The organism is Proteiniborus sp. MB09-C3, from assembly GCF_030263895.1.
Taxonomy (GTDB): domain Bacteria; phylum Bacillota; class Clostridia; order Tissierellales; family Proteiniboraceae; genus Proteiniborus.
Map to the genome: position 1 here is coordinate 2,279,929 of NZ_CP127161.1, position 25,013 is coordinate 2,304,941.

General features: G+C 32.7%; 27 protein-coding genes. All 27 read left to right on the plus strand.

What is annotated here, in order from left to right:
* Positions 1–59: 59 nt before the first annotated feature.
* Positions 60–1,094 carry a heat-inducible transcriptional repressor HrcA gene (gene hrcA / locus QO263_RS10990; RefSeq protein ID WP_285621194.1) on the plus strand — a complete coding sequence of 345 codons (1,035 nt, stop codon included), beginning with the start codon at positions 60–62 and terminating at the stop codon, positions 1,092–1,094.
* 85 nt (positions 1,095–1,179) lie between these two features.
* Positions 1,180–1,740 (plus strand): nucleotide exchange factor GrpE, encoded by a 561-nt coding sequence (grpE, locus tag QO263_RS10995; protein WP_285621196.1) that lies wholly within the window; start codon positions 1,180–1,182, stop codon positions 1,738–1,740.
* Positions 1,741–1,767: 27 nt separating this feature from the next.
* Positions 1,768–3,588, plus strand: coding sequence for a molecular chaperone DnaK (gene dnaK, locus QO263_RS11000; RefSeq protein WP_285621198.1), 1,821 nt, complete (start codon positions 1,768–1,770; stop codon positions 3,586–3,588).
* 124 nt (positions 3,589–3,712) lie between these two features.
* Positions 3,713–4,846, plus strand: coding sequence for a molecular chaperone DnaJ (gene dnaJ, locus QO263_RS11005; protein WP_285621201.1), 1,134 nt, complete (start codon positions 3,713–3,715; stop codon positions 4,844–4,846).
* A gap of 132 nt (positions 4,847–4,978) precedes the next feature.
* Positions 4,979–5,920: a 50S ribosomal protein L11 methyltransferase gene (prmA, locus tag QO263_RS11010; RefSeq protein ID WP_285621204.1), complete on the plus strand. Its 942-nt coding sequence runs from the start codon at positions 4,979–4,981 to the stop codon at positions 5,918–5,920.
* A 5-nt stretch (positions 5,921–5,925) separates the two neighbouring features.
* Positions 5,926–6,672, plus strand: coding sequence for a 16S rRNA (uracil(1498)-N(3))-methyltransferase (locus QO263_RS11015; protein ID WP_285621206.1), 747 nt, complete (start codon positions 5,926–5,928; stop codon positions 6,670–6,672).
* Positions 6,672–7,976 (plus strand): tRNA (N(6)-L-threonylcarbamoyladenosine(37)-C(2))-methylthiotransferase MtaB, encoded by a 1,305-nt coding sequence (gene mtaB, locus QO263_RS11020; protein WP_285621208.1) that lies wholly within the window; start codon positions 6,672–6,674, stop codon positions 7,974–7,976. Before QO263_RS11015 ends, mtaB begins: the two co-directional genes overlap by 1 nt.
* An 81-nt stretch (positions 7,977–8,057) precedes the next feature.
* Positions 8,058–8,402, plus strand: coding sequence for a histidine triad nucleotide-binding protein (locus tag QO263_RS11025; RefSeq protein WP_285621210.1), 345 nt, complete (start codon positions 8,058–8,060; stop codon positions 8,400–8,402).
* Positions 8,403–8,515: 113 nt separating this feature from the next.
* On the plus strand, positions 8,516–8,698 hold the full coding sequence (gene rpsU / locus QO263_RS11030; protein ID WP_285621211.1) for a 30S ribosomal protein S21: 183 nt from the start codon (positions 8,516–8,518) through the stop codon (positions 8,696–8,698).
* Positions 8,699–8,711: 13 nt separating this feature from the next.
* Positions 8,712–9,155 (plus strand): GatB/YqeY domain-containing protein, encoded by a 444-nt coding sequence (locus QO263_RS11035; RefSeq protein WP_285621215.1) that lies wholly within the window; start codon positions 8,712–8,714, stop codon positions 9,153–9,155.
* Positions 9,156–9,347: 192 nt separating this feature from the next.
* Complete coding sequence (gene yqfC / locus QO263_RS11040; RefSeq protein WP_285621217.1) at positions 9,348–9,623, plus strand: sporulation protein YqfC; 276 nt, start codon at positions 9,348–9,350, stop codon at positions 9,621–9,623.
* A gap of 14 nt (positions 9,624–9,637) precedes the next feature.
* Positions 9,638–10,822, plus strand: a complete 1,185-nt coding sequence (yqfD, locus tag QO263_RS11045) for a sporulation protein YqfD (RefSeq protein WP_285621218.1) — start codon at positions 9,638–9,640, stop codon at positions 10,820–10,822.
* 21 nt (positions 10,823–10,843) lie between these two features.
* Positions 10,844–11,821 carry a PhoH family protein gene (locus QO263_RS11050; RefSeq protein ID WP_285621219.1) on the plus strand — a complete coding sequence of 326 codons (978 nt, stop codon included), beginning with the start codon at positions 10,844–10,846 and terminating at the stop codon, positions 11,819–11,821.
* Positions 11,822–11,843: 22 nt separating this feature from the next.
* Positions 11,844–13,940: an HD family phosphohydrolase gene (locus QO263_RS11055; RefSeq protein ID WP_285621221.1), complete on the plus strand. Its 2,097-nt coding sequence runs from the start codon at positions 11,844–11,846 to the stop codon at positions 13,938–13,940.
* A complete protein-coding gene (gene ybeY, locus QO263_RS11060; RefSeq protein ID WP_285621224.1) occupies positions 13,941–14,396 on the plus strand; it encodes an rRNA maturation RNase YbeY in 456 nt (151 codons plus the stop codon).
* 19 nt (positions 14,397–14,415) lie between these two features.
* Positions 14,416–15,114, plus strand: a complete 699-nt coding sequence (locus tag QO263_RS11065; RefSeq protein WP_285621227.1) for a diacylglycerol kinase — start codon at positions 14,416–14,418, stop codon at positions 15,112–15,114.
* Between the two features lie 20 nt (positions 15,115–15,134).
* A complete protein-coding gene (locus QO263_RS11070; RefSeq protein WP_285621230.1) occupies positions 15,135–16,394 on the plus strand; it encodes a hemolysin family protein in 1,260 nt (419 codons plus the stop codon).
* A 30-nt stretch (positions 16,395–16,424) separates the two neighbouring features.
* Complete coding sequence (locus QO263_RS11075; protein ID WP_285621232.1) at positions 16,425–17,498, plus strand: DUF3048 domain-containing protein; 1,074 nt, start codon at positions 16,425–16,427, stop codon at positions 17,496–17,498.
* A 14-nt stretch (positions 17,499–17,512) separates the two neighbouring features.
* Complete coding sequence (locus QO263_RS11080; RefSeq protein WP_285621235.1) at positions 17,513–17,908, plus strand: cytidine deaminase; 396 nt, start codon at positions 17,513–17,515, stop codon at positions 17,906–17,908.
* A 14-nt stretch (positions 17,909–17,922) separates the two neighbouring features.
* Entirely contained in the window at positions 17,923–18,813 is an 891-nt protein-coding gene (era, locus tag QO263_RS11085; RefSeq protein WP_502928664.1) for a GTPase Era, read from the plus strand.
* Positions 18,814–18,926: 113 nt separating this feature from the next.
* Positions 18,927–19,067, plus strand: coding sequence for a YqzL family protein (locus QO263_RS11090; protein ID WP_285621240.1), 141 nt, complete (start codon positions 18,927–18,929; stop codon positions 19,065–19,067).
* Between the two features lie 25 nt (positions 19,068–19,092).
* On the plus strand, positions 19,093–19,836 hold the full coding sequence (recO, locus tag QO263_RS11095) for a DNA repair protein RecO (protein WP_285621242.1): 744 nt from the start codon (positions 19,093–19,095) through the stop codon (positions 19,834–19,836).
* Between the two features lie 13 nt (positions 19,837–19,849).
* A complete protein-coding gene (locus QO263_RS11100) occupies positions 19,850–20,344 on the plus strand; it encodes a DUF4342 domain-containing protein (RefSeq protein WP_285621245.1) in 495 nt (164 codons plus the stop codon).
* Positions 20,345–20,610: 266 nt separating this feature from the next.
* On the plus strand, positions 20,611–22,002 hold the full coding sequence (locus tag QO263_RS11105; RefSeq protein ID WP_285621247.1) for a glycine--tRNA ligase: 1,392 nt from the start codon (positions 20,611–20,613) through the stop codon (positions 22,000–22,002).
* Positions 22,003–22,214: 212 nt separating this feature from the next.
* Positions 22,215–22,847, plus strand: coding sequence for a transcriptional regulator CcpN (gene ccpN, locus QO263_RS11110; protein ID WP_502928715.1), 633 nt, complete (start codon positions 22,215–22,217; stop codon positions 22,845–22,847).
* Positions 22,848–22,857: 10 nt separating this feature from the next.
* A complete protein-coding gene (locus tag QO263_RS11115; protein WP_285621252.1) occupies positions 22,858–23,673 on the plus strand; it encodes a pyruvate, water dikinase regulatory protein in 816 nt (271 codons plus the stop codon).
* A gap of 292 nt (positions 23,674–23,965) precedes the next feature.
* Positions 23,966–24,979, plus strand: a complete 1,014-nt coding sequence (locus QO263_RS11120; protein WP_285621253.1) for a deoxyguanosinetriphosphate triphosphohydrolase — start codon at positions 23,966–23,968, stop codon at positions 24,977–24,979.
* Positions 24,980–25,013: the final 34 nt, after the last annotated feature.

A 25,013-nucleotide genomic window follows, 5' to 3' on the forward strand; every position in this document is an offset into this window, starting at 1 on the left:
CATGAAGATTAGCACTCAATGAATAAGAGTGCTAATAATTAAATGGGATGTGATAATGTATGATGCTTGATGATAGAAAACTTAAGATTTTACAGGCAATTATACAAAGCTATATAAATAGTGCAGAGCCTATAGGCTCTAGAACTATATCAAAAAAATTTGATTTAGGGGTTAGTTCTGCAACCATAAGAAATGAAATGTCAGATCTAGAAGAGCTTGGGTACTTGGTTCAACCACATACATCTGCAGGTAGGATACCTTCAGATAAAGGCTATAGATTATACGTAAATAGATTGTTGCAGACAAGAAGCTTAGATTTTATTTTAAGACATGATTTGAAAAGTAAGCTCATAGAGGAAATAGGAGAAGTCGATCAGCTTATATATAATGCTGCTAGAATTCTTTCGCAGGTGACAAACTACACTTCTCTTGCCATTGCTCCACAGATCAAAAAAAGTCAACTTAAACATATTCAACTAGTTCCTATAGACGATACTAAGGTATTGGTAGTTATTATAACAAATTCAGGTATAGTTAAAAATACTGTTTTAAGGACTGACTCTAGCATTTCCCATGACCATTTAAATATAATATCAAATTTTTTAAATGACAAATTGAAAGGTTGTAATATTGGTGAAATTGATTCTGAAATACTAGATAAGCTTGTGAAAGAAATGTATGAATTTAAAAAATCAATTTTAGATATTATTCCAATTATGATGCATGTATTAGATGATACAACTGAGGTAGGAGTTTTTTTAGATGGCGTAACTAAAATATTTAACTTCCCTGAATATAATGACCTTGATAAGGCTAGGGATTTCATTTCCTTTGTTGAAAACAAGCCTAATATTCTAGAAATGATGCTAGGCGGAGAACAAAATGACGTTGAAATCACAATTGGCAATGAGAATACCTATGATGAAATAAAAAACTGTAGTGTTATAACTGCTACCTATAGCTTAAATGGAAAAACCATAGGCAAAATTGGTGTAATAGGACCTACACGTATGGATTATTCCAATGTGATAAATGTGGTTAGATCATTATCATTGGATTTAAACGAAATATTAAAGAAATATTTTATAGAATAAGGTGTAGGATTTTTGTCTTGCACCTAGAAAAATGTTATTTTAAAAATAATGTAAAAAATATTGTTCTTTGAATGGAGGACTGGAAATGGAGAAAAAAGCGAAAGAAGATTTTGTTGAGCCTAATTTAGAAAATGAATGTATTGACAGTACTATTGAAGAAATGGAAAATGATAAAGAGATGAATATGGAAGAACTTTTAGAGAAATATAATAATAAAATATCAGAATGTGAAGAACTTTCAAATAGGTATGTTAGGCTTCAAGCTGATTTCAACAATTTTAAAAAGAGAACAGAAAAAGAAAAAGAAAGCATATATCAATATGCAGCACAAGAACTTATCACATCATTGCTTCCTGTCATGGACAACTTCGACAGGGCACTAAAGGTAGACACTGAAGAATCTACTGTAGATAATTTATACAAAGGGGTGGAGATGGTCTATAAGCAATTAATAGAATCTCTTCAAGCCAATGGTTTAGAAGAAATAAATGCAGTTGGTGAAAAGTTTGATCCAAACTATCATCATGCAGTTGCTCAAGAAGAAAATGATGATTATGATGCTGATGTAGTGACAGAAGTGTTTTTAAAAGGCTACAAAGTAAAAGACAAAGTTATAAGACCTAGTATGGTTAAGGTTTCAAAATAATTAAGTACTACATAAGGAGGAATAAATATGTCAAAAATTATTGGAATTGACTTAGGAACAACAAACTCTTGTGTGGCAGTAATGGAAGGTGGAGAGCCAGTTGTTATTGCAAATGTTGAAGGAAATAGAACTACTCCATCCATAGTTGCCTTTACAAAAGAAGGTGAGAGGCTCGTTGGGGAAACGGCAAAAAGACAAGCAGTTACAAACCCTGATAGAACAATTGCCTCAATTAAAAGATATATGGGAAAAGACCATAATACTTTAATAGATGGAAAACAACATTCTCCTCAAGATATATCAGCCATGATACTTCAAAAGCTGAAAACAGATGCTGAAAATTACCTAGGAGAAACAATTACAGATGCAGTTATTACTGTTCCAGCATATTTTTCAGATAGTCAAAGACAAGCAACTAAAGATGCTGGTAGAATTGCAGGATTAAATGTTAGAAGAATAATAAATGAGCCTACTGCTGCATCCTTAGCCTATGGCTTAGATAAAGATGAAGAACATCATAAAATAATGGTATTTGACTTAGGTGGAGGAACGTTCGACGTTTCAATACTTGAGCTAGGAGATGGAGTTTTTGAGGTTATATCCACTAGTGGGGACAATCATCTTGGTGGAGATGATTTTGACCAAGTAATCATTGATTACATGGCTGAGCAGTTCAAAAAAGAAAATGGCGTAGATTTGAGAAATGATAAAATGTCTCTTCAAAGATTAAAAGAGGCTGCAGAAAAAGCCAAAAAAGAGCTTTCTAGTGTTATGACTACTAATATAAATCTACCATTTATAACTGCTACACAATCAGGACCATTACATTTAACTATGGATTTAACAAGAGCTAAATTTGATGAACTTACTGCTCATCTTGTAGAGAGATCTATGGTACCAGCTAGAAAGGCTATCAATGATTCGGGTTTGTCTTCAGCAGAAATAGATAAAGTTATTCTTGTTGGAGGTTCTACAAGAATACCTGCCGTACAACAAGCAGTAAAAAACTTAACTGGAAAAGAACCACATAAGGGTGTTAATCCAGATGAAGTAGTTGCTTTAGGAGCAGCAATTCAGGCGGGAGTTCTTAGCGGAGAAGTTAAGGATTTATTATTACTTGATGTAACGCCATTATCATTAGGTATAGAAACTCTAGGTGGAGTATTCACCAAACTTATAGAGAGGAATACTACTATACCTACAAAGAAAAGCCAAGTATTTTCTACAGCGGCTGACAGCCAAACTGCGGTTGATATACATGTACTTCAAGGTGAAAGACAGATGGCTAGTGGAAATATCACTTTAGGAAGATTCCAATTAACAGGAATTCCACCAGCACCAAGAGGAATACCACAAATAGAAGTTACCTTTGATATCGATGCTAATGGTATAGTAAATGTATCAGCGAAGGATTTAGGCACAGGAAAAGAGCAGAAGATAACTATTACTGCTTCAACTAACTTATCAGAAGAAGAGATTCAAAAGAAGGTTAAAGAAGCTGAACAATTTGCTGAAGAAGATAAAAAGAATAAAGAAGATATAGAGATTAGAAACAATGCTGATTCATTAGTATATCAAACAGAGAAAACACTTAAAGAGCTTGAAGGAAAACTAGATGGAAATGAAAAAGAAAAAGTGCAAGGAAAGCTAGACGAATTGAAGAAAGCTCTTGAAGGAACAGACACAGACAATATTAAGAAAAAGACAGAGGAGCTTACAACTGAGTTCCATGCATTATCTCAAAAGCTATATGAACAGGCCTCACAACAAGGAGCACCACATCAAGAAAGCAATCAAGATGACAATGTTGTAGATGCTGACTATGAAGTAGTAGACGATGACAAATAACATATAAAGCTAAGTCCTTTGGGATTTAGCTTTTATATTGGCTATTGACATATCATATTAAATAAATTAAACTAATAATCGTTTATAATTATAGAGCAATACCTTATTAGAAGGTGGTGAAACATTGAGTAAGAGAGATTATTATGAAGTGTTAGGAGTTAGCAAAGAGGCCACGGAGCAGGATATAAAAAAAGCTTTTAGGCAATTAGCTAAAAAATATCATCCTGACCTAAATCCTGATAATGAAGAAGCAGAACAAAAATTTAAAGAAATTAATGAAGCATATGAGGTCTTAAATGATCCTGACAAAAAAGCTAGATATGATAGATTTGGACATGAAGGAGTAAATGGACAAGGTGGAGGTTTTGGTCAAGGTTTTGAAGGCTTTGGCGGGTTTGGAGATATATTCGAAGATATTTTTGATATGTTTGGAGGTGGCTTTTCTGGTAGCAGCAGAAAAAATTCACCTAGAAAAGGCTCAGATATAAAATATAGACTAGATATTGAATTTGAAGAAGCTGCCTTTGGAATTGATAAAGAAATTGAGTTCATGAGAACTGATGACTGTTCAAAATGCAGTGGTACAGGAGCAGAACCTGGAACTAGCAAAACTAAATGTCCAAAATGTAATGGTACTGGAGAGGTAAAGTATGCTCAGACTACTCCTTTTGGTCAGTTCGTGAGAGTAGGAACCTGCGATAAATGTAACGGCTTAGGAGAAATAATTGATAAGCCTTGTAGCAAATGTTCTGGAACAGGAAAGGAAAGAAAAACAAGAAGAATCAATATAAAGATACCGGCTGGTGTAGATACTGGTTCTGTTATTCCGCTTAGAGGCGAAGGAGAAGCTGGTGAAAAAGGAGGCCCTCGTGGAGATTTATATATTTATATAAATGTAAAGCCTCATGAAATATTTAAGCGAGAGGGGAATGACATTTACTGTGAAATACCTATTTCTTTTGTGCAGGCTTCACTTGGTAGTGAAATTGAGTTTCCTTCCCTTGATGAAAAAATCAAGCATATTATTCCAGGGGGAACCCAAACAGATACTGTGTTTAAATTTAAGGGTAAGGGTATCCCTAATGTAAGAGGGTACGGAAGAGGAGATCAATATGTTAAGGTTGTTGTTCAAGTTCCAACAAAATTAAGTGATAAGCAAAGGGAAATACTAAAGCAATTTGCAGTAGAAAGTGGAGAAAAAGTCTACGAGCATAAAAAAGGCTTCTTTGATAAGGTTAAGGATGCTTTTACAGGATAATAATCACTCCATTTCGATGGAGTGATTATTTAATATACCCCTTTAAACCTCTGTGTTTTTTCAAGCATATGGGGTATAATATTTTAGAAAAGTAGTTTTGGTAGAATACTATTTATGGGAGATGTGAATGATATGAAATGGATCGAAGTACAAGTAAAAACCACAGCTGAGGCGGTAGAAACTGTTTCAAGCATATTATATGACGTTGGAGCAGGAGGTTTATCTATTGAAGATCCGAATGATATCATTTTGTATGCCAAAAGTGATGAGTGCTGGGATTATATTGAACCTAGCTTATTAGGGCAGCAATATGAAGGAGTAATAGTAAAGGCGTATTTTCCAGAAAGTGAAGACTTAATAGATAAGATTGAATTAATAAAGCAAAATGTTGAAAAAATTCCTCAATATAATTTGGACAAAGGTCTTGGGGAGGTTACTACATCAGAGGTTTATGAGAAAGATTGGGCAGAGGCATGGAAGAAATATTACAAGCCTAAAAAAATAGGAGACAGAATAGTCATAAAACCTTCTTGGGAGGAATATGAGAAAGAGGATAATGATATAGTATTAGAGCTTGACCCAGGCATGGCATTTGGTACTGGAACTCATGAAACCACTATGTTATGTATTAGGCAACTAGAAAAATACATAAGTTCAGGACAGACTGTTTTTGATGTAGGATGTGGAAGTGGGATATTATCCATAGCGGCAGCAAAACTTGGCGCAAAAAGAGTCGTAGCTGTAGATTTAGATGAACTAGCTATCAAAGTAACAAATGAAAATGCTAAAATAAATCATGTTGATGATACTATAGATGTCAGACATGGAAATTTACTAGATGTAGTTAGTGAAACTTCAGATATTATTGTAGCGAATATCATTGCTGAGATTATTGTAATTTTAACTAAGGATATAAAAAAATTCTTGAAAAAAGATGGAATATTCATTACATCTGGAATAATACATGAAAAAATAGATATGGTTAAAGAAGCTATTATGGCAGAAGGACTAAGCATAATAGACACAATAATTCTGGGTGAGTGGGCTAGCGTAGTAGCTAAGTTGGGAGAATAAACAGTATGCATAGATTTTTCGTTGATAAAGAGAATATACGGGATAATAAAGTGGCTATAATAGGCGAGGATGTAAAACATATAAGAAATGTCTTAAGATTAAAAGAAGAAGACATTATATCCATATGTGATAAACAGGGAATGGATTATATTGCAGAGATTATAGATTTATCTAAGGAAAAAGTAGTCTGTGATATTATAGAGACTAAAATATCAAACTCAGAGCCTCCAATTGAAGTGATATTATATCAAGGAATCGCTAAGTCTACTAAAATGGATTTGATTATACAAAAATCTACGGAGGTAGGAGTAGCTAAGATAGTTCCCGTTATAACAGATAGAACTATAGTAAAGATTCAAGATAGAAAAAAAGAAGAAAATAAGCTGGAAAGATGGAATAAGATAACAGAGGAGGCAGCAAAGCAAAGCAAGAGAGGCATAATTCCAGAGGTTTGCCAGATACTTTCCTTTAATGAGATGTTAGAAACCTTGAAAAATAATGGTATTATAATAGTTCCTTATGAAAATGAAGAAAACATAGGAATTAAAGAAATATTAAGAGGCGCAGCTAATAAGAAAATAAATATTGTAATTGGACCAGAGGGTGGATTTGAAGAAGAGGAAATTGAATTGCTAAAAGCTATTGGTGCTCATATAGTTTCTCTTGGTCCTAGAATACTGAGAACAGAAACTGCAGGACTTGTCACATCTGCAATAGTATTATACGAACTCGGAGATTTAGGGGTGATTTAATGAATAAAGTTGCTTTTCATACTCTTGGATGTAAAGTAAATCAATACGAAACAGAGGCAATGGCTGAGCTTTTTGAAAAAAATGGATATGAAATAGTAAATGAAGATGAGATTGCAGATGTTTATGTAATAAATACTTGTACTATAACCAATCTTGGAGATAGAAAATCAAGGCAATTTATTCGTCGTGCTAAGAATAAAAATTCCGAGGCTGTAATTGCTGTCGTAGGCTGCTACGCTCAGACTGCCCCAGAAGAAATAATGAGTATAGGTGAAGTTGATATAGTTATTGGTACAAAGGATAGGAATAGAATTGTAGAACTAAGCAAGCAGGTAAGAGAAAACAGAGAAAAAATCAATATTGTAACTGATATTATGAAGCAGCATGAATTTGAAGAGATGAAAATTGAGAGCATTGAAGGAAAAACAAGAGCCTTTTTAAAAATACAAGAGGGCTGTAATCAGTATTGTTCATACTGTATAATACCCTATGCACGCGGACCAATAAGAAGTAGAAAATTAGATGATATATTATATGAGGTAAAAAAGCTTTCGGAAAATGGATTTAAAGAGGTTGTATTAACTGGTATACATGTAGCTTCATATGGTAAAGATATGGGAGAAATAAGGCTGATAGACGTTATAGAAAGGGTACATGAAGTTCCTGGCATAGAAAGAATTAGGCTAAGCTCTATAGAACCAACAATTATGACAAAAGATTTTTTAGATAGATTAATAAAGCTTCCAAAGGTATGTGACCATTTTCATCTTTCATTGCAAAGTGGAAGCAATTCAGTCTTAGAAAGAATGAATAGAAAATATACAACGGAAGAATATAAAGAAATAGTAGAGTTAATAAGAGAATATATGCCTAATGTAGGTATAACTACAGATATTATTGTAGGCTTTCCAGGAGAGACAGAGGATGAATTTGTGGAAACATGCAAATTCGTTGATGATATCGGTTTTTCTAGGATTCATGTTTTTCCTTATTCACCTAGAAAAGGTACACCTGCTGCAAAATATAGAAATCAAATTTCAGGTGATATAAAGCATCAGAGGAGCAAATATCTTATAAGAATAGGTGAGAAAAACACCAATAAATTTAATAATAAATTTATTGGAACTATGCTAAATGTATTATTTGAAGAACAGTCAAAGCAAAACTTAGAATTCATAGAAGGTTATACAACAAATTATATAAGAGTTTTATCTAAAGGTAATGATTCATTAGAAGGTGAAATATTGCCTGTAAAGCTTGACAAAGTACAAGGAGAAAATTTGATTGGAAAAATACTTTCCTAAGAAGGATTTTTTTATAGACTTGTTGAATAATATATAGATAAATTCATTTCATATCATAATATATTTAAGGAGGTGAATCGGGTGTCTGAGTGTATTTTTTGTAAAATAATAAATGGTGACATACCTGCAAATAAGGTATATGAAGATGATAAGGTAATTGCTTTTAATGATTTAAACCCGCAATCTCCTACCCATGTCTTGATAATACCAAAAAAGCATATACCCTCAGTAAACTATATAGATGAGAACAACTCCGATATAATTAGTCATATATTTGTTGCAATAAATAAAATCGCAAAAGAAAAAGGCTTAGATAATCAAGGCTATAGAATTGTAAATAACTGTGGAGAACTTGGTGGTCAGACAGTAGAGCATATGCATTTTCATTTATTAGGAGGTAGGCAATTACAATGGCCACCGGGCTAAAAATAGAGTTGCATAATTCTGATATTTAATGTATAATAATCTAGTGCCGAATTCCACTTACTGCATATAGTATAGTAAAGACCTGTTGTAGTGGTTGAGGGGAGGGAGAACGAATGTCAGAAATCAAAGTCGGGGAAAACGAATCATTAGATAATGCTCTAAAGAGATTTAAAAGACAATGTGCTAGATCTGGTGTATTAGCAGAAGTTAGAAAAAGAGAGCATTATGAAAAACCAAGCGTAAGACGTAAGAAAAAATCTGAGGCTGCAAGAAGAAAGAACTCAAGAACAAGATAAGAGGTGAAACATGATGTCCCTTAAAGATAGATTAATGGAAGATTTAAAGGTTTCTATGAAAAGTGGGGATAAAATCAGAAAAAATGTTGTCACAATGGTAAGGGCAGCTGTTAAGCAAAGAGAAGTTGATGAAAGAATAGAATTAAATGATGAAGCTATTATTGACGTTATCTCAAAACAGGTAAAACAAAAAAGAGATGCTATTGAAGACTTTAAAAAAGGTCAAAGGCAGGATTTAGTGGAGTTAACGGAAAATGAAATTGACATACTGTTAGATTACTTACCGCAACAGCTGACTGAATCCGAACTTGATGAAATAGTTAGAGCAGCTATTCAAGAGGTTGGAGCTAATTCAGTTAGAGATATGGGCAAGATAATGTCAAATGTAATGCCTAAAATAAAGGGCAGAGCAGATGGTAGCATGGTAAATAATATAGTAAAACAATATTTGAAATAGATGAAAACCTGAACATTTTTTGTTCAGGTTTTTCTTAATGTGTTTACCAATCATAGTATGTATTAAGTATTTAGGAAAATTGATGAAGGTATGCTTAAGTGGCATGCTTTTTTTTATTGGCTGAAGGATTTAAACCTCATAAGAATACTAATATTAGAAGGTGCATAGATTTATATATGGGGGAGGATTACTGTGAAAAAAAAGATGAATGAAATAAAATCAAACTTCTCAGAAATACTTGAACTTCCAAAGGATATTATGCTAGATTTACCTAAGGTTACTTTAATAGGAAATCTGCAATTATATATTGAAAACCATAAAGGTATTATTGAATATGGAAGCTTAAGGATTAGGGTAAATACAAATGCTGGAATTTTGAGAATATTGGGAAAAAACATGGTGATAAAGACAATAGTAACTGAGGAAATAATCATTGTTGGAGAAATAGAATCAGTAGAATTTACATAATAGGGGGTGAAGCAGTGCTAGTTATTCGCATATGGAATTATTTTCGTGGATATGTTATTATAAAAATTGAAGGACTTACTCTTGAAAAGTTTATTAATCTGGCAATATCTAAAAACATTATTTTATGGGATATAATAAGAATTGACTACACTACTTTGAAGGCAAAAGTCAGTGTTGCAGGTTTTAAAGAGTTAAGAGATGTTGTACAAAAAGTAGGATGTAGGGTGAGTGTTGTAGAAAAAAAAGGATATCCTTTTTTTATCAATAAATTTAAGTACAGGAAGATGCTTGCTTTAGGCTCAGTAATATCAATTTCCTTAGTTATTTTTTTTACGTCTTTTATTTGGAGAATTGATATTGTTGGGAATGAAAGAATAAAAGATGAAGAAATAACCAATGTTTTATTATCCATGAATGTTAAGGAAGGAATAAGAAAAAGTGCTGCAAAAAAGCTAGATATCAGCAATGGACTATTGTTGAATATTCAAGACTTATCATTTGCTAATGTGGAAATACGCGGAACAAAAATGATTATAGAAGTTAAGGAAAGAGCTTTGTCTCAGGTGGATATAAAAGAAGATACGCCTTGTAACATAGTTGCTTCAAAAAAAGCAGTTATTGAGAAGATAGTAGTGAAAAATGGAAAAGCATTAGTTGAGAAGGGAGATGTTGTAAAGGAAGGTCAGGTTTTAATAACTGGAATTGTGAAAGATGAAAACCTAGCATCGCCACTTTTCGTTCACTCTGAGGGAATTGTATTTGCAAGAACTAAATACACTGAAATAATAGAAGAACCAATAATTAAGTTTATTGATGAGGAAACAGGCAAAACTTTTACCACAAGAGAAATTGTAATTGGAAGCAAAAGGATTCAGCTTATGAATGGAGAAATACCTTTTGAGAACTATGTAGAAGAAAAAAAAGTTAAAGAAATTGGAGATTTAGGAATCATAAAATTACCAATAATAACAATTCAACACATATATAAGGAAGTAGAAAGGACAAAAATAAAACAGGATGTTGATGCACTGAAGCAAATTACAGCAGTGCAAGGAACACAGCAGTTAATGGAAAAAATCCCAAAGGAATCAAATGTAATTTCAAAAGATGTTAGATATAGTATAGAAGATAATCTATTAATCACAGAGATAATCGTTGAGGTAAGCGAGGATATAGGTGTTAAAGAAAAAATAAACTAATGGTAAGCAGGAGGACTAATATTGGAAAGAGAGACACAAGAAAGAAGAGTAAGCATAAATAAAAATGATTGTGCTTCAGAGCTCTTCGGAAGCTTTGATGAGAATATAAAATTAATTGAGAGAGAACTTAATGTTGATATTGTTTCTAGGGAAGGAGAAATTAGAATAATAGGTGACGAGCCTAAAATTTCCTTTGCTGAAAAGCTAATAAATAGTCTTATTGAAATAATTAAGAAGCAAGGAAGATTAACTAAGCAGGAAATCACATATGCTATTCAACTTGTTTTAGAAGGACAGGAAGATACTTTAAAAGAGTTATTAGATCAGATAGTTTGCATTACCGCATCTGGAAAAACTATTAAACCTAAAACCATTGGACAAAAGATATACGTAAATTCAATTAAAGATAATGATATTGTATTTGGTATAGGGCCAGCAGGTACAGGAAAGACTTATTTGGCTATGGCAATGGCCGTATCTGCATTTAAAAACAAAGAAGTAAATAGGATAATTTTGACTAGACCTGCTGTCGAAGCAGGAGAAAGCTTAGGGTTTCTTCCAGGTGATTTACAAGAAAAGGTAGATCCCTATCTAAGACCATTATATGATGCATTGTATGACATACTTGGCCCAGAAACTTATGCAAAATACATGGAAAGAGGATTAATCGAAGTTGCTCCATTGGCTTATATGAGAGGAAGAACACTGGACTCTTCATTTGTCATTCTCGATGAAGCTCAAAATACAACTAATGAACAAATGAAAATGTTTCTTACAAGATTAGGATTTGGTTCAAAGGCTATAATAACAGGTGATATAACACAGATTGATTTACCTAAAGGAAAAAGCTCTGGACTAAAGCAAGTTACAAATATACTAAAGAATATTAAAGGAATTGATTTCGTATATTTAACAAAAAAGGATGTTATAAGACATCAGCTTGTGCAACGAATTATTGAAGCTTATGATAAATATGAGGATAATGGAGAGACTTGTTAATAAATGAACAAGGAGGGGTTTTATGGTTTCAAATAAGAAAAAGGAGGACAAACCACCTAAAAATCATATATTGGCTTTCTTTAGTAAAACCATAATAAAGCAAATACTGCTTGCTTTGGTGTTTACTGTACTCATGTATTTCATTGTCGGCAGCAGTATGGCACCAGAAAGGATAACTGTTAAAGTAGGAGACCTAGCCCCAGAAGATATTAGAGCTACTAAAGAAATGGTTGATGAGATAACAACTGAGCAACAAAAAGAAGAGGCTATGAAAAGAGTTGAGCCAAGATATAGGGTGGAGACTTCAGTTCAGGTCAAGATTAAAAATGATATTAACAGTTTTTTTATTACATTAAAAGAAGTTAGAAGTTTAGAAGAAGAAACTTATGCCGATAAGATGGAGATCCTTCAAAAAGGGTCCAACATCGAGCTAGACCAAAATGAATATGGTATTGCCTTGACAATATCTGATGAAATTTTAGCAACTCTTGAGAACAATGTACAGGATATGGTAAGCCAAGTTATGGGTATGGGGATAAAAGAAGAAGAACTAGAATATGAGAAACAAAGTATATCAAGAAACTTTGAAGAATTGGAGCATCTTTCAGATAACGCTAAAAATTTAGGAATAAGTATTATTGAAAAAACTATTCAACCAAATAGATTTTTAGATGTAGAAACTACTTTACAAAAAAGAAAAGAGGCTGCTGATCAGGTTGCACCTGCAATTATTAAAGAAGGTCAAATAATTGTAGAGAAGAAACAGCCTATTGATGAAAGAATCTATTCGCTAGTGAAAAAGACGGGATTATTAAAGGAGACAGAGGGTCCAGATTATAAACTTATTCTAGGAACAATAATAATTATTTTGATACTAGAAGGACTAATCGTGTCATATTTATATATTTTTGAAAGACGGGTTTTCCGTGATGTAAAGCTATTACTAGTATTAGCCATAATAATCCTAGCAACTACAGCTATATCTAAAAGCATGTATAGAATATCGGAATATCTGATGCCAATTTCATTAGCCACAATGCTTATTTCTATTTTGATTAACCCGAAACTAGCTATACTAGTGAACATGGTTACTTCGATTTTCATTGGAACTATAACTGCTAATGATATAAATACCATCATTATTCTTCTTATAGGAGGTACTGTAGGAACATTTGCTATAATAAATACCCATCAGAGATATAATATAGTATTGACAGGGCTAATTGTGAGTGTAGTTAACATATTTACTATTTGTGCATTTGGTTTTATTCATGGTGTAGAATTAAGAGAGATATTATTCACCAGTATGTATGGTGCTATAAATGGATTGTTTAGTGCTGTATTGACTATAGGCTCTTTGCCACTATGGGAAAGTCTGTTTGACATATTAACTCCTCTAAAGCTTTTAGAGCTATCTAATCCAAATCAGCCTTTATTGAAAAGATTACTTGTTGAGACTCCTGGTACTTATCATCATAGCATAATAGTTGGTAATCTTAGTGAGGCTGCTGCTGAGGAAGTAGAGGGCAATCCTTTAATAGCAAGAGTTGGAGCTTATTATCATGATGTTGGAAAGCTTAAAAGGCCTTTCTTTTTTAAAGAAAATCAGTATAATGGAGAAAATCCTCATGATAAGATTAATCCTAGCCTAAGTACCTTGATTATTACTAATCACACAAAGGATGGGGATGAACTGGCTAAAAAGTATAAGCTTCCAAGTGCTATAAGAGACATAATTATCCAACATCATGGTCAAACACTAGTTGCTTATTTTTATCATAAGGCTTTAAACAGCGAAAATGGAGATACAGTAAAGGCTGAAAGTTTCAGGTATGCTGGGCCTAAGCCACAAACTAAAGAGGCTGCAATAGTAATGTTGGCTGATTCTGTAGAAGCGGCAGCGAGAGCTATGCCTGAACCATCAAAGGGTAAAATTGAAGGATTAGTTAGACAGATAATAAAGGATAAATTAAATGATGGACAGCTTGATGAATGTGGATTGACTTTAAAGGATCTAAATGCTATTGCAAATGCTTTTGTAAGGGTATTACTGGGGATATTCCACGAAAGGATTGAGTATCCAAAGCTTGACTTAGCTGAGTTGAAGGGAGATAGTTAAATGGAAGCAGTAATTGATAATTCTCAAGAAAAAGTATATATAGATGATTCTATTAATGAATTGATTGAAAAGGTAGTATTAGAATGTTTACAGCAGGAGGGCAAAAGTACTGACTATGAAGTCAGTATCACATTTGTAGATGATGAAGAAATTAGAGAGCTTAACAGAGAATATCGTGATGTAGATAAATCCACCGATGTTCTATCTTTTCCCTTAGATGAAAATGAATTTGATATACCTGGAGATACTCTTCTTGGGGATATAGTGATTTCGGCGGAGACTGCAAAAAGACAGTCCGAGGAATATGGACATTCATTAGAAAGAGAAATTGCATATCTTACAGCTCACAGTATGTTCCATTTAATGGGATATGATCATATGAATGAAACTGATAAGCATGTTATGAGGGATAAAGAAAAGAAAGTTATGATGTCTTTAGGTATTTTTAGAAATTAATTTAGATAGGTGTTGCCATGTGAAAGTAAGAAAGTTAATTGACAGCTTTAACTATGCAGTATCAGGGATTATTTATACCCTTAAGACTCAAAGAAATATGAGGATTCACTATGCTGCTGCTATTCTAGTACTTTTTTTAAGCCTTTTTTTGAACTTTACTAGAATAGAGCTACTATTATTGTTCTTTACAATATCCTTAGTTATAATTGCAGAGATGATTAATACAGCAATAGAAAAAACTATAGATATGTATACTAAAGACTATCATCCTCTTGCTGAAATAGCAAAGAATGTGGCAGCAGGTTCTGTACTAATTGCTGCCATTAATGCTATAATTGTAGCATATCTACTTTTCTTTGATAGGATCAATCCACTTGCAGAAAAGATGATATTCAAAATAGGAAATTCTAATATACATATGACATTTATAAGTATTATATTAGTTATAATACTGACTATTGTAATAAAAGCAAAGACTAATACTGGTACACCTTTTAAAGGCGGTACTATAAGTGGACATTCATCAATAGCTTTTTCTGCTGCAACTGCTATATTGTTCATATCCAAAAACTTTTTTTTAGGGTCATTAGGCTTTCTTATAGCTTTCTTAGTAGCAGAAAGTCGCATAGAAAATAAAATACATACTTTTATTGAAGTATTTGCTGGTGCATTATTAGGAATACTAATCACTGTACTTATTTTTAAGTTCATTGGTTAGATGGAGGGACGAGATCTGGTATGTATATGCGGATTATATTAGTGTTTGTGTTGTTGCTTTTCTCTGCGTTTTTCTCTAGCTCTGAGACTGCTATTACCTCTATTCCTATATCTAAAATACGTCAGCTTAAAGAAGAGGATGAAGAATCTTCAGAAATATTGAAAAGCATGAAGAGAAAAACAAATGACATTATTGCCTCCATACTTATTGGCAATAATATAGTAAATACTGCAGCGACAGCGGTATTAACTGAGCTAATCGTAGAAAACTTTGTTTCAAAGAACTCAACCTTAATTGCTACTATTATCATGACTATATTGATATTAGTTATCGGAGAAATAACTCCTAAATCCTTTGCTGCACAAAATCCTGTTAAAGTAGCTGTAAAGGTTGCAAAACCCTTAGAACTTCTAGCAACAATTTTTAAGCCTATTCTCTTTATATTAACTAATATTACTAATGGGATAATTAAGCTTCTAGGTGGAGAGGTGGTAACTAATACTCCCTTCGTAACTGAAGAAGAAATTAGATCCTTAGTAGATGTAGGTGAAGAAGAAGGTACTATAAGGCATCAGGAAAAAGAAATGATCGAGGGAATATTTGAAATCAATGATATTGATGTTACTGAGGTTATGGTACCTAGGATTGATATCGTGGCTATTTCGGAGGATTCTAATTTGAGAGAAGCTCTAAATATCGTAATTACATATGGTCATTCAAGAATCCCTGTATACAAAGATACAATTGACAATATAGTAGGTATTTTATATGCAAAGGATATATTGCCTTTTGCTTCCTTAAATGATCAAAGATTTGATGAAAAAAAAGTAACGGAAATTATGAGACTTGCTTATTATGTTCCTGAAACAAAAAATGTAAATCAATTGTTAAAGGAATTACAACAGCAAAAGGTGCACATGGCAATTGTGCTAGACGAATATGGTGGAACAGAAGGGCTTGTTACAATAGAGGATATATTAGAAGAGATAGTGGGAGACATACTAGATGAATATGACAATGAAGTTGATTTAATAGAGAAAATAAATGATAATGAGTTTTTAGTAAAAGCAGATATTTCTCTAGAAGAAATCAATGAAATTTTTGAAACCAATCTGCCGGAAGAGGACTTTGATTCCTTAGGAGGATTTGTATTTAGCACTTTAGGCAGAGTTCCTGTACAGGGAGATATAGTTGTCTATGAAAATTTACAGATGACAGTAGTGGAATTAGATAATAGAAGAATAGTTACTATTGAAGTAAGAAAAAAGGAAGAGCTATAAATAAGCTGCTTCACATAAGGGGGAAAAATTATGACTAAAAAAACATCTATTACAATTATTTTATTATTATTGCTAGTACTTATAAGTGCAACTGCCTGTAGAAATAAAGATAAAAACACTAATAATATGGATCCAATAATAGAAGAGGATATTGATAAAGACCAAGAAGGAGAAGAAAACACCAAAGAAGATGAATCAGGTGTATTATCAGATGGAATTCCTTCACCTTTAAGTGGTATATATGGGGAAGAGGAGAAGGTAAATAGGAGACCGGTAGCAGTAATGTTTGATAATGATCCTAAGGCTAGATGGCAGGCAGGACTTAGTCAAGCAGAGGTAGTATATGAGTTTTTAGTAGAGCCTCCTTATACAAGATATATGGGTATTTTTTTGTTGAATGAGCCTGAAGTCATTGGTCCTGTAAGAAGTGCAAGACCATATTTCATAGCTACTTTATTAGAATATGATCCTTTATATGTTAGGGTTGGAGGAAGTGAACAAGCAAAGGAAGATGTAAAAAAACATAAAGTGGCAGATATTGATGGATTATATAGTGGAGTTTTTTGGAGAAACACTAAAATAGGCAAAAAAGCTCCTAATAATACTTATACAAGTATGGAAGGCATCCGAAAGGAACAAAAAAGGCTTAATTATAAGGAGACAGGAGACTATAAGGGATTTCTTTTTAATGATAAGGATTTAGATATAGAAGGTAAGGAAGCAAAGGAAATTTTGATTAAGTACTATTCAAGCAATACCACTAAATATGAATATGATGCTGAAAATAAGGTATATAAAAGATATAAGGATAAAAAACTGCATATAGATGAGACTGATGAAAAACTTGTATTAGCAAAAAATATTTTTATATTAGAAGCCAACACTAAAATAATAGATGGCGAAGGAAGAATGGAAATACAAGTAATAGGTCAAGGAAAAGGATACTATATAACTAATGGTAAATATATAAATATAACCTGGAAAAAGGCTTCTATCAATGATAAAATAATTTTCCTAGATGAAAAAGGAAATGAGATTAAATTGAATCCAGGAATCACGTGGATACAGTTTACTAAGCCAGATCCAGATGTAGATATTATTTAATGGGGTGATTTTTAGTGAATGTTAAGGAATTAATAAGTAAAGCCTTGGAGGCTAGAGAAAAGGCATATGTGCCTTATTCAGACTTTAAAGTAGGAGCTGCATTACTTTCAAAAAGTGGCAATATTTATACAGGCTGCAATATTGAATCTGCTTCCTATACCCCAACGATTTGTGCCGAAAGAACTGCCATTTCAAAAGCGGTTTCTGAGGGGGATAGAGAAATAGAAGCCATAGCAGTAGTAGGGAATCCTCAAGATTATACTTATCCTTGTGGTGTATGTAGACAAGTAATTAGGGAATTTGGCAAAGATGCAACATTGATAATTGCAAAAAACGAGGAAGAATATAAGGTTTATAAACTAGAAGAATTGCTGCCATTTAGTTTTGGGCCTGAAGATCTTGACAAATAGTAAACGGGAGTGAAATGATGAAATATAAATCAGGATTTGTAACTATAATCGGAAGACCAAATGTAGGAAAATCTACACTTTTAAATTATATCATAGGCGAAAAAATGGCAATAGTCTCAGATAAGCCTCAAACTACCAGAAATAGAATTCAATGTATCTATACAGGTGATAATTTTCAAATTATTTTTATTGATACGCCTGGCATACACAAGCCTAAAAACAAGCTTGGGGAATATATGGTAAATGTATCAAAAGAAACATTATCTGAGGTTGATACTATACTATGGCTTGTAGATGAGAGTCTTGAAATGGGGCCAGGAGATAAATTTATATTTGAAGAATTAAAAGACATTAAAACAGATAAAATATTAGTAATTAACAAAATTGATAAATTGAAACCTGAAGAGATAGAAGCAATTAAAAAAAATTACGCAGAGCTAGGCATTTTTAAAGAAATCATTCCATTATCTGCAATTAAAGGAAAGGGTGTAGATTCTTTAATAAAGGCAATATTAAAGCAGCTGCCTGAAGGCCCACAATTCTTTCCTGCTGATATGATTACTGACCAGCCTGAAAGACAAATTGTTGCAGAGATTATAAGAGAAAAGGCTCTTAATTATCTTGACGAGGAAGTTCCTCATGGAATTGCAGTAGGCATAGAGTCAATGAGGCAAAGAGAAGGTAAGGATATTATAGATGTTAATGCTGTAATTTATTGTGAAAGGGAATCTCACAAGGGAATTATTATTGGGAAAAATGGAAGAAAACTAAAGGGCATTGGTAAAAGTGCAAGACAAGATATAGAAGCTTTATTAGGAAGTCAAATATATCTTGAGCTTTGGGTAAAGGTGGAGAAGAACTGGAGAGAAAAAGAAAAACTGATTAAATATTTCGGATATAAATAATTTAAAGGAAGCACATTTTGTTCATTTTAACTTTAATAGCACAATTTGTATTGAATTAAAAAAATATATAGTAACAAACTAGTATATACATTATCATTTTAGGAGGGCAAAATATGTTAATGAATAAAATGTGGAAAATATTTGAGAGTACTGGAAATGTAGATGCATATTTATATTATAGAGAATGTTACAATTCATTAAATAAAGAGAAAAGTGGAGTATTAAACATTACTAAAGAGGAGAAAAGAGCTTAATAGGTGTCAGACCTGAGGTGAATAAATGGTATTAGAGACGGAAGGATTAGTGCTAAGACAGACAAAATATGATGAGTGGGATAAAATACTTACTATATTCACAAGAAATAACGGAAAGGTTCAAGCTATTGCAAAAGGTGCAAGACGGCCTAAAGGAAGTTTGGTAGCAGGCACGCAAGTTTTTAGCTGTAGTGATTTTTTATTGTATCGGGGAAGAAATCTGTATCAAGTCAATCAAGCAGATATGATAGAGTCCTTTTTTTCGCTTAGAGATGACTTATATAAGCTTGCATATGCTACATATATTATTGAATTAGTTGATGCAGGAGCTGTAGAAGAACTTGCAAATGTAAAGCTTTTTGACCTGTCAATTAAAACGCTTAGAGTTCTTTCAAAGCTAAATAAAGATTATAAAAAGCTTCTTGCAGCATTTGAATTAAAATATATAAGTTTTATTGGGTTTAGGCCTCATTTAAGAAGCTGTGTGGTTTGTAATAGCGAATTAGGCAGCAGAGCAAAATTTAGCAGTGAACAGGGTGGCACTATATGCGAAAACTGTTCATCTGGTTATTACGGGCATGTAGTAAGCAAAGAAGTAATTAGAAAGATTGAGGAACTACTCTATATTCCTTTAGATAATATGGATGATCTATCTATATCCTTAAAGGAAATAGATATTATAGAAAAGTTAATATCAGGCTATATAATGAATCACATAGAAAAAAGGAATTTTAAATCATTAGAATTTTTAAAGAGCTTAGAAGAATGAAAGGAGGAGTAAAATGGAAATTACTTTAGAGAATATTGACAAGATAAGAGAAAGAACAGGTATAAGCTACAAAGAGGCAAAGGAAGTATTAGAGAAGCACAATGGAGATGTATTAGAAGCATTAATCGATATTGAGGATAACAAAAACACCTGGACTGACAATTTATCTAATAAGGGAGAAGCAATAGTAGAGAGCCTTAAGGAAATTCTTAGGAAAGGCAATGTGACAAAGATAGTAGTTAAAAAGGATGGAGAGACTATTGTAAACTTACCAGTTACCGCTGGAGCTATAGGAGTTATACTGGCATTGCCATTAACTGCATTAGGTCTTACTGCAGCAGTAATCTCGAAATGCAGTATAGAGATTACTAGGGAAGATGGAGAAATAATAAATATAAATGAAATGGCAGAAAAAACAGTAGATAAAGTAAAAAAAGGATTTAAAAAAGAAGATAGATTTAACGCCACTTCAAAAGACACATCAGATGATAAAGAAACAGAAGACTAGTATTGACAATATAAAATGTTTTTGCTAGAATGTGAATTAAAAATATAAAACTGTTGCAATGATAAAGAAATTTACTAAGAATAATTATTAAAGAGAGTCAGGTATGGTGAAAAACTGATATAATTACTTAGTTAATGGAGCTTTAGAGCAATGTCTACTAAGTGGATATCCATAAGGGTATCAAGTAGGGTGGAACCGCGGAAGTAACCTTTCGTCCCTATCGGGATGTGGTTACTTTTTTTATTTCTAAAAAGGAGGAATTGAAAATGGAGAACAAAAAAACTATGGAGAAAATAGTGTCTCTTGCTAAGTCTAGAGGCTTTATATTTCCGGGATCTGAAATCTATGGCGGATTAGCAAACACTTGGGATTATGGCCCTCTAGGGGTAGAACTAAAAAATAATGTAAAAAAAGCTTGGTGGAAAAAGTTTGTGCAAGAGTCTACATATAATGTAGGGCTTGATTCTGCAATCTTAATGAATCCTCAAGTGTGGGTTGCTTCAGGACATGTTGGAGGCTTTAGTGACCCATTGATGGATTGTAAGAAATGTAAGGCTAGATTTAGAGCAGATAAGCTTATAGAGGACCATATTATTAAATCAGGGAAAGAACAGGTTAATGTTGATGGATGGTCTAATGAAGCAATGGAGAATTATATAAAGGATAACGATATAAAATGTCCTGAATGCGGTGCTTTTGATTACACATCAATTAGACAATTTAATCTTATGTTTAAGACCTTTCAAGGTGTAACTGAAGACTCAAAATCAGAGATATATCTAAGACCTGAAACAGCTCAAGGTATTTTTGTCAATTTTAAAAATATAGCTAGAACCTCCAGAAAAAAAATACCTTTTGGCATAGGACAAATAGGAAAGTCTTTTAGAAATGAAATAACACCAGGTAATTTTATTTTTAGAACTAGGGAGTTCGAACAGATGGAACTTGAGTTTTTCTGTAAACCTGGTGAGGATTTAGAATGGTTTAATTACTGGAGAGAATTCTGTAAGGACTGGTTACTTAGCTTAAATATGTCTGAAAAGAATATGAGACTTAGGGATCATGAAAAAGAGGAGCTTTCCCACTATAGCAAGGCAACAACGGATATAGAGTATCTATTTCCATTTGGCTGGGGAGAACTATGGGGTATTGCAGATAGAACCGACTTCGATCTTAAACAACATATTAATGTATCTGGACAGGAATTAAGCTATATAGATCCTGTTACAAATGAAAAGTATATCCCATACTGTATCGAGCCTTCAGTTGGAGTAGAGAGAGTTTTATTAGCTCTTTTTATAGAAGCATATAATGAAGAAGTACTAGAAGATGGAAGCGAAAGATTAGTATTAAGATTACATCCAGCACTTTCTCCTTTTAAAGCAGCAGTCCTTCCACTTACGAAAAAATTAAGTGAACCAGCACTTGAACTATATAATAGGCTTTTAAAGAAGTTTATGGTTGATTATGATGAGGCTGGCAGTATAGGAAAGAGATACAGAAGACATGATGAAATAGGCACTCCTCTATGTATCACATTTGATTTTGATTCGCTTGAAGATAACTGTGTAACCATAAGAGATAGAGATACAATGGAGCAACAAAGAGTTAATATAGAGGATTTAGAAAGATTGCTAGAAGAAAAACTAGAGTTTTAACAATAATATACACACGTTACTTTTAGATCCTTCGCCTAAGGGACAGGATGACATAATAGTAGCTTTAAATAATGTTTAGAGCTTTTTTTAGTCAACCTGAGTAGAACGAAGGGTCTATTATTTTCAATGCTTGCCATGTACCTATGGATTTATTTAGTTAATTCTGATAAAATAGCTTTAGAATATACCCAAGAACTAAAGGGGTGATTGATATACAGCTTTCAGAAAGACAGGAAAAGATAATAGATATAGTCAAGGCTAGTCAACCAATAACTAGTGAAGAAATAGCTAAAAAACTAAAGTTTACTAGAGCTACTATAAGACCAGATTTGGCCATATTGACAATGTCAGGGATACTTGATGCAAGGCCAAAAGTGGGTTATTTCTATAGTGGGAAGGAAGCCTTTAGCTTTTTCTCAGAACAGATAAAAAGTATGAGTGTATCAGATATTAAATCGGTACCTATAATAGTTGATGAGCAGACTACAGTATATGATGCCATAGTTACTTTATTTCTTGAAGATGTAGGTTCAGTTTATGTTACATCAGACGGATTATTAACAGGTGTAGTATCCAGAAAAGACTTTCTAAAAAATGCAATTGGAGGAATGGATTTAAATAAAATTCCTTTAGGGGTTATTATGTCAAGAATGCCAAATATAATAACCCTTTCACCTGAAGAAAGCGTATTAGATGCAGCAACTAAAATTATTGAGCATCAGGTTGATAGCTTACCAATAGTTGAAGAGATTAAATTAAACAATAAAAGTGGGTATAAAATAATTGGAAGGGTTTCTAAAACCAATATTGTAAGAGTATTCGTAGACTTGTGCAATAATAGTTAGGAGGGTAAAAATGGGTAACAATACCATAATATACGTATTATCTGACTCTATAGGTGAAACTGGTGAACAAGTCGCAAAGGCAGCTATTAGTCAGTTTAACTCAGGAAAATACGAGACGAGAAGATTTCCATTTGTTACAGATGAAGAACAAATATTAGAAATTTTTCAGGAAGCAAAACATGAAAAGTGTATAATAGTATTTACTATTGTAATAGAAAGATTGAGGGCTTTTATATTAGAAAAAGCAAAGGAGTATAATATTCAGGCCGTTGACCTTTTAACTCCAGTACTAGATTCTCTTAGGAATATTGTTGGTATGGAACCAAAGAGAGAGGCAGGAATAATAAGAAAATTAGACGAGCAGTATTTTAGAAAGGTAGAAGCTATAGAATTTGCAGTAAAATATGATGATGGAAAGGATACAAGGGGCATAAAGAAGGCTGATATTGTACTAATAGGTATTTCTAGAACTTCTAAAACACCTCTTAGTATGTATTTGGCACATAAAAACCTAAAAGTTGCCAATGTTCCATTAGTGCCAGAGGTACCACCACCAGATGAATTATTTGAACAAGATCCAAAAAAAATAATTGGATTGACAGCCAATCCAATTAAACTAAATGAAATCAGGCAAGAAAGATTAAGAGCTTTGGGACTAAGCAACAATGCTAACTATGCAAGCATGGATAGGATTAAGTCTGAGCTAGAGTATTCAGATAAAATCATGAAAAGACTAGGATGTCCTGTTATAGATGTATCGACTAAGGCTGTTGAAGAAACAGCGGGAATAATATTAGAGATGAAAAAACTAAAAAGTGATATATAGAAAAAATAAAATGAGTACTACATTAATATGCGGTACTCATTTTTTATCACTCACCATGTTTTAGGTTTATGACAGGGTGTCTCTTAGGACCGAATTTATGTGAGCACTAACGAGCAAATAAATTTGTGCTTCGAGACTGTTTTAGAATATCATACAAATATAAAAATATATTAAAACTTTATAAAGTTTTAATTCGTTAAAGGATTATGAATATATTTGTGGTATATATATAATAAAATTATCATTATTGGTTACAATCAAGATACTAAATATTTCGAGAAGGGGCATATTTATGTATTTTAGGTTAGAAGCGGAGAAAATGGAAGGTATTGTTCTATCAAAGTATGCAGCTCTAAGTAAGAACTCAAAAGGAAGGATAACAAAAGAAGAAAAATGTACTATTAGAACTGACTTTCAAAGAGATAGAGATAGGATTATTCATTCAAAAGCTTTTAGAAGACTAAAACATAAAACACAGGTTTTTATTGCACCTGAAGGTGATCACTATAGAACTAGACTAACACATACATTGGAAGTAGCTCAAATTTCTAGAACTATAGCAAGGGCATTACGATTAAATGAAGATTTAACTGAAGCCATAGCATTAGGTCATGATTTAGGGCATACTCCCTTTGGACATACAGGAGAAAATGTATTAGATGAGATCCATCAAAATGGCTTTAAGCATAATGTTCAAAGCCTTAGAGTAGTAGATTTGCTTGAGAGCTCAAGAGAATCAAAGGGTTTAAATCTAACCTATGAGGTAAGGGATGGAATTTTAAATCATACAGGGGATTCAATAGCTATGACTTTAGAAGGGCAAATAATCAAATTTGCTGACAGAATTGCCTATATTAATCATGACATAGATGACTCATTAAGAGCAAGCATTATTTCAGAAGACATGCTGCCTAAGGATTGCATAAAAGTATTAGGATTAAAGCATGGAGAAAGAATAAACACAATGATAAGAGATGTTATACTAAACAGCCATAACAGCAACAGAATTGGCATGAGTGAAGAAGTTAAATTTTATACAGATAAATTAAGGGATTTCATGTTTGAAAACGTCTATTTAAATAAAAAAGCAAAAGGTGAAGAGGAGAAGGCAAAGAGAATAATAAAATTATTGTATGAGTATTATATGGAAAATTTTGATGAATTGCCTAAAGAGCACAAAAATTTCTATAAGGATTTAGATTGCAGTCGAGAGGATATAATATGTGACTATATTGCAGGGATGACGGATAGATACGTTATAAATAAATATAAGCAAATCTTTATACCTAAATCATGGAATAAATAATAAAAAGAAGGATATTAGAGAAATATGTCGAATA

What these genes read in the sequence shown, in the direction of transcription:
- hrcA (WP_285621194.1), top strand. Translation starts at nt 60, where the DNA reads ATGATGCTTGATGATAGAAAACTTAAGATTTTACAGGCAATTATACAA.
- grpE (WP_285621196.1), top strand. Translation starts at nt 1,180, where the DNA reads ATGGAGAAAAAAGCGAAAGAAGATTTTGTTGAGCCTAATTTAGAAAAT.
- dnaK (WP_285621198.1), top strand. Translation starts at nt 1,768, where the DNA reads ATGTCAAAAATTATTGGAATTGACTTAGGAACAACAAACTCTTGTGTG.
- prmA (WP_285621204.1), top strand. Translation starts at nt 4,979, where the DNA reads ATGAAATGGATCGAAGTACAAGTAAAAACCACAGCTGAGGCGGTAGAA.
- QO263_RS11015 (WP_285621206.1), top strand. Translation starts at nt 5,926, where the DNA reads ATGCATAGATTTTTCGTTGATAAAGAGAATATACGGGATAATAAAGTG.
- mtaB (WP_285621208.1), top strand. Translation starts at nt 6,672, where the DNA reads ATGAATAAAGTTGCTTTTCATACTCTTGGATGTAAAGTAAATCAATAC.
- rpsU (WP_285621211.1), top strand. Translation starts at nt 8,516, where the DNA reads ATGTCAGAAATCAAAGTCGGGGAAAACGAATCATTAGATAATGCTCTA.
- QO263_RS11035 (WP_285621215.1), top strand. Translation starts at nt 8,712, where the DNA reads ATGTCCCTTAAAGATAGATTAATGGAAGATTTAAAGGTTTCTATGAAA.
- QO263_RS11055 (WP_285621221.1), top strand. Translation starts at nt 11,844, where the DNA reads ATGGTTTCAAATAAGAAAAAGGAGGACAAACCACCTAAAAATCATATA.
- ybeY (WP_285621224.1), top strand. Translation starts at nt 13,941, where the DNA reads ATGGAAGCAGTAATTGATAATTCTCAAGAAAAAGTATATATAGATGAT.
- QO263_RS11070 (WP_285621230.1), top strand. Translation starts at nt 15,135, where the DNA reads ATGTATATGCGGATTATATTAGTGTTTGTGTTGTTGCTTTTCTCTGCG.
- QO263_RS11075 (WP_285621232.1), top strand. Translation starts at nt 16,425, where the DNA reads ATGACTAAAAAAACATCTATTACAATTATTTTATTATTATTGCTAGTA.
- era (WP_502928664.1), top strand. Translation starts at nt 17,923, where the DNA reads ATGATGAAATATAAATCAGGATTTGTAACTATAATCGGAAGACCAAAT.
- QO263_RS11090 (WP_285621240.1), top strand. Translation starts at nt 18,927, where the DNA reads ATGTTAATGAATAAAATGTGGAAAATATTTGAGAGTACTGGAAATGTA.
- recO (WP_285621242.1), top strand. Translation starts at nt 19,093, where the DNA reads ATGGTATTAGAGACGGAAGGATTAGTGCTAAGACAGACAAAATATGAT.
- QO263_RS11100 (WP_285621245.1), top strand. Translation starts at nt 19,850, where the DNA reads ATGGAAATTACTTTAGAGAATATTGACAAGATAAGAGAAAGAACAGGT.
- QO263_RS11105 (WP_285621247.1), top strand. Translation starts at nt 20,611, where the DNA reads ATGGAGAACAAAAAAACTATGGAGAAAATAGTGTCTCTTGCTAAGTCT.
- QO263_RS11115 (WP_285621252.1), top strand. Translation starts at nt 22,858, where the DNA reads ATGGGTAACAATACCATAATATACGTATTATCTGACTCTATAGGTGAA.
- QO263_RS11120 (WP_285621253.1), top strand. Translation starts at nt 23,966, where the DNA reads ATGTATTTTAGGTTAGAAGCGGAGAAAATGGAAGGTATTGTTCTATCA.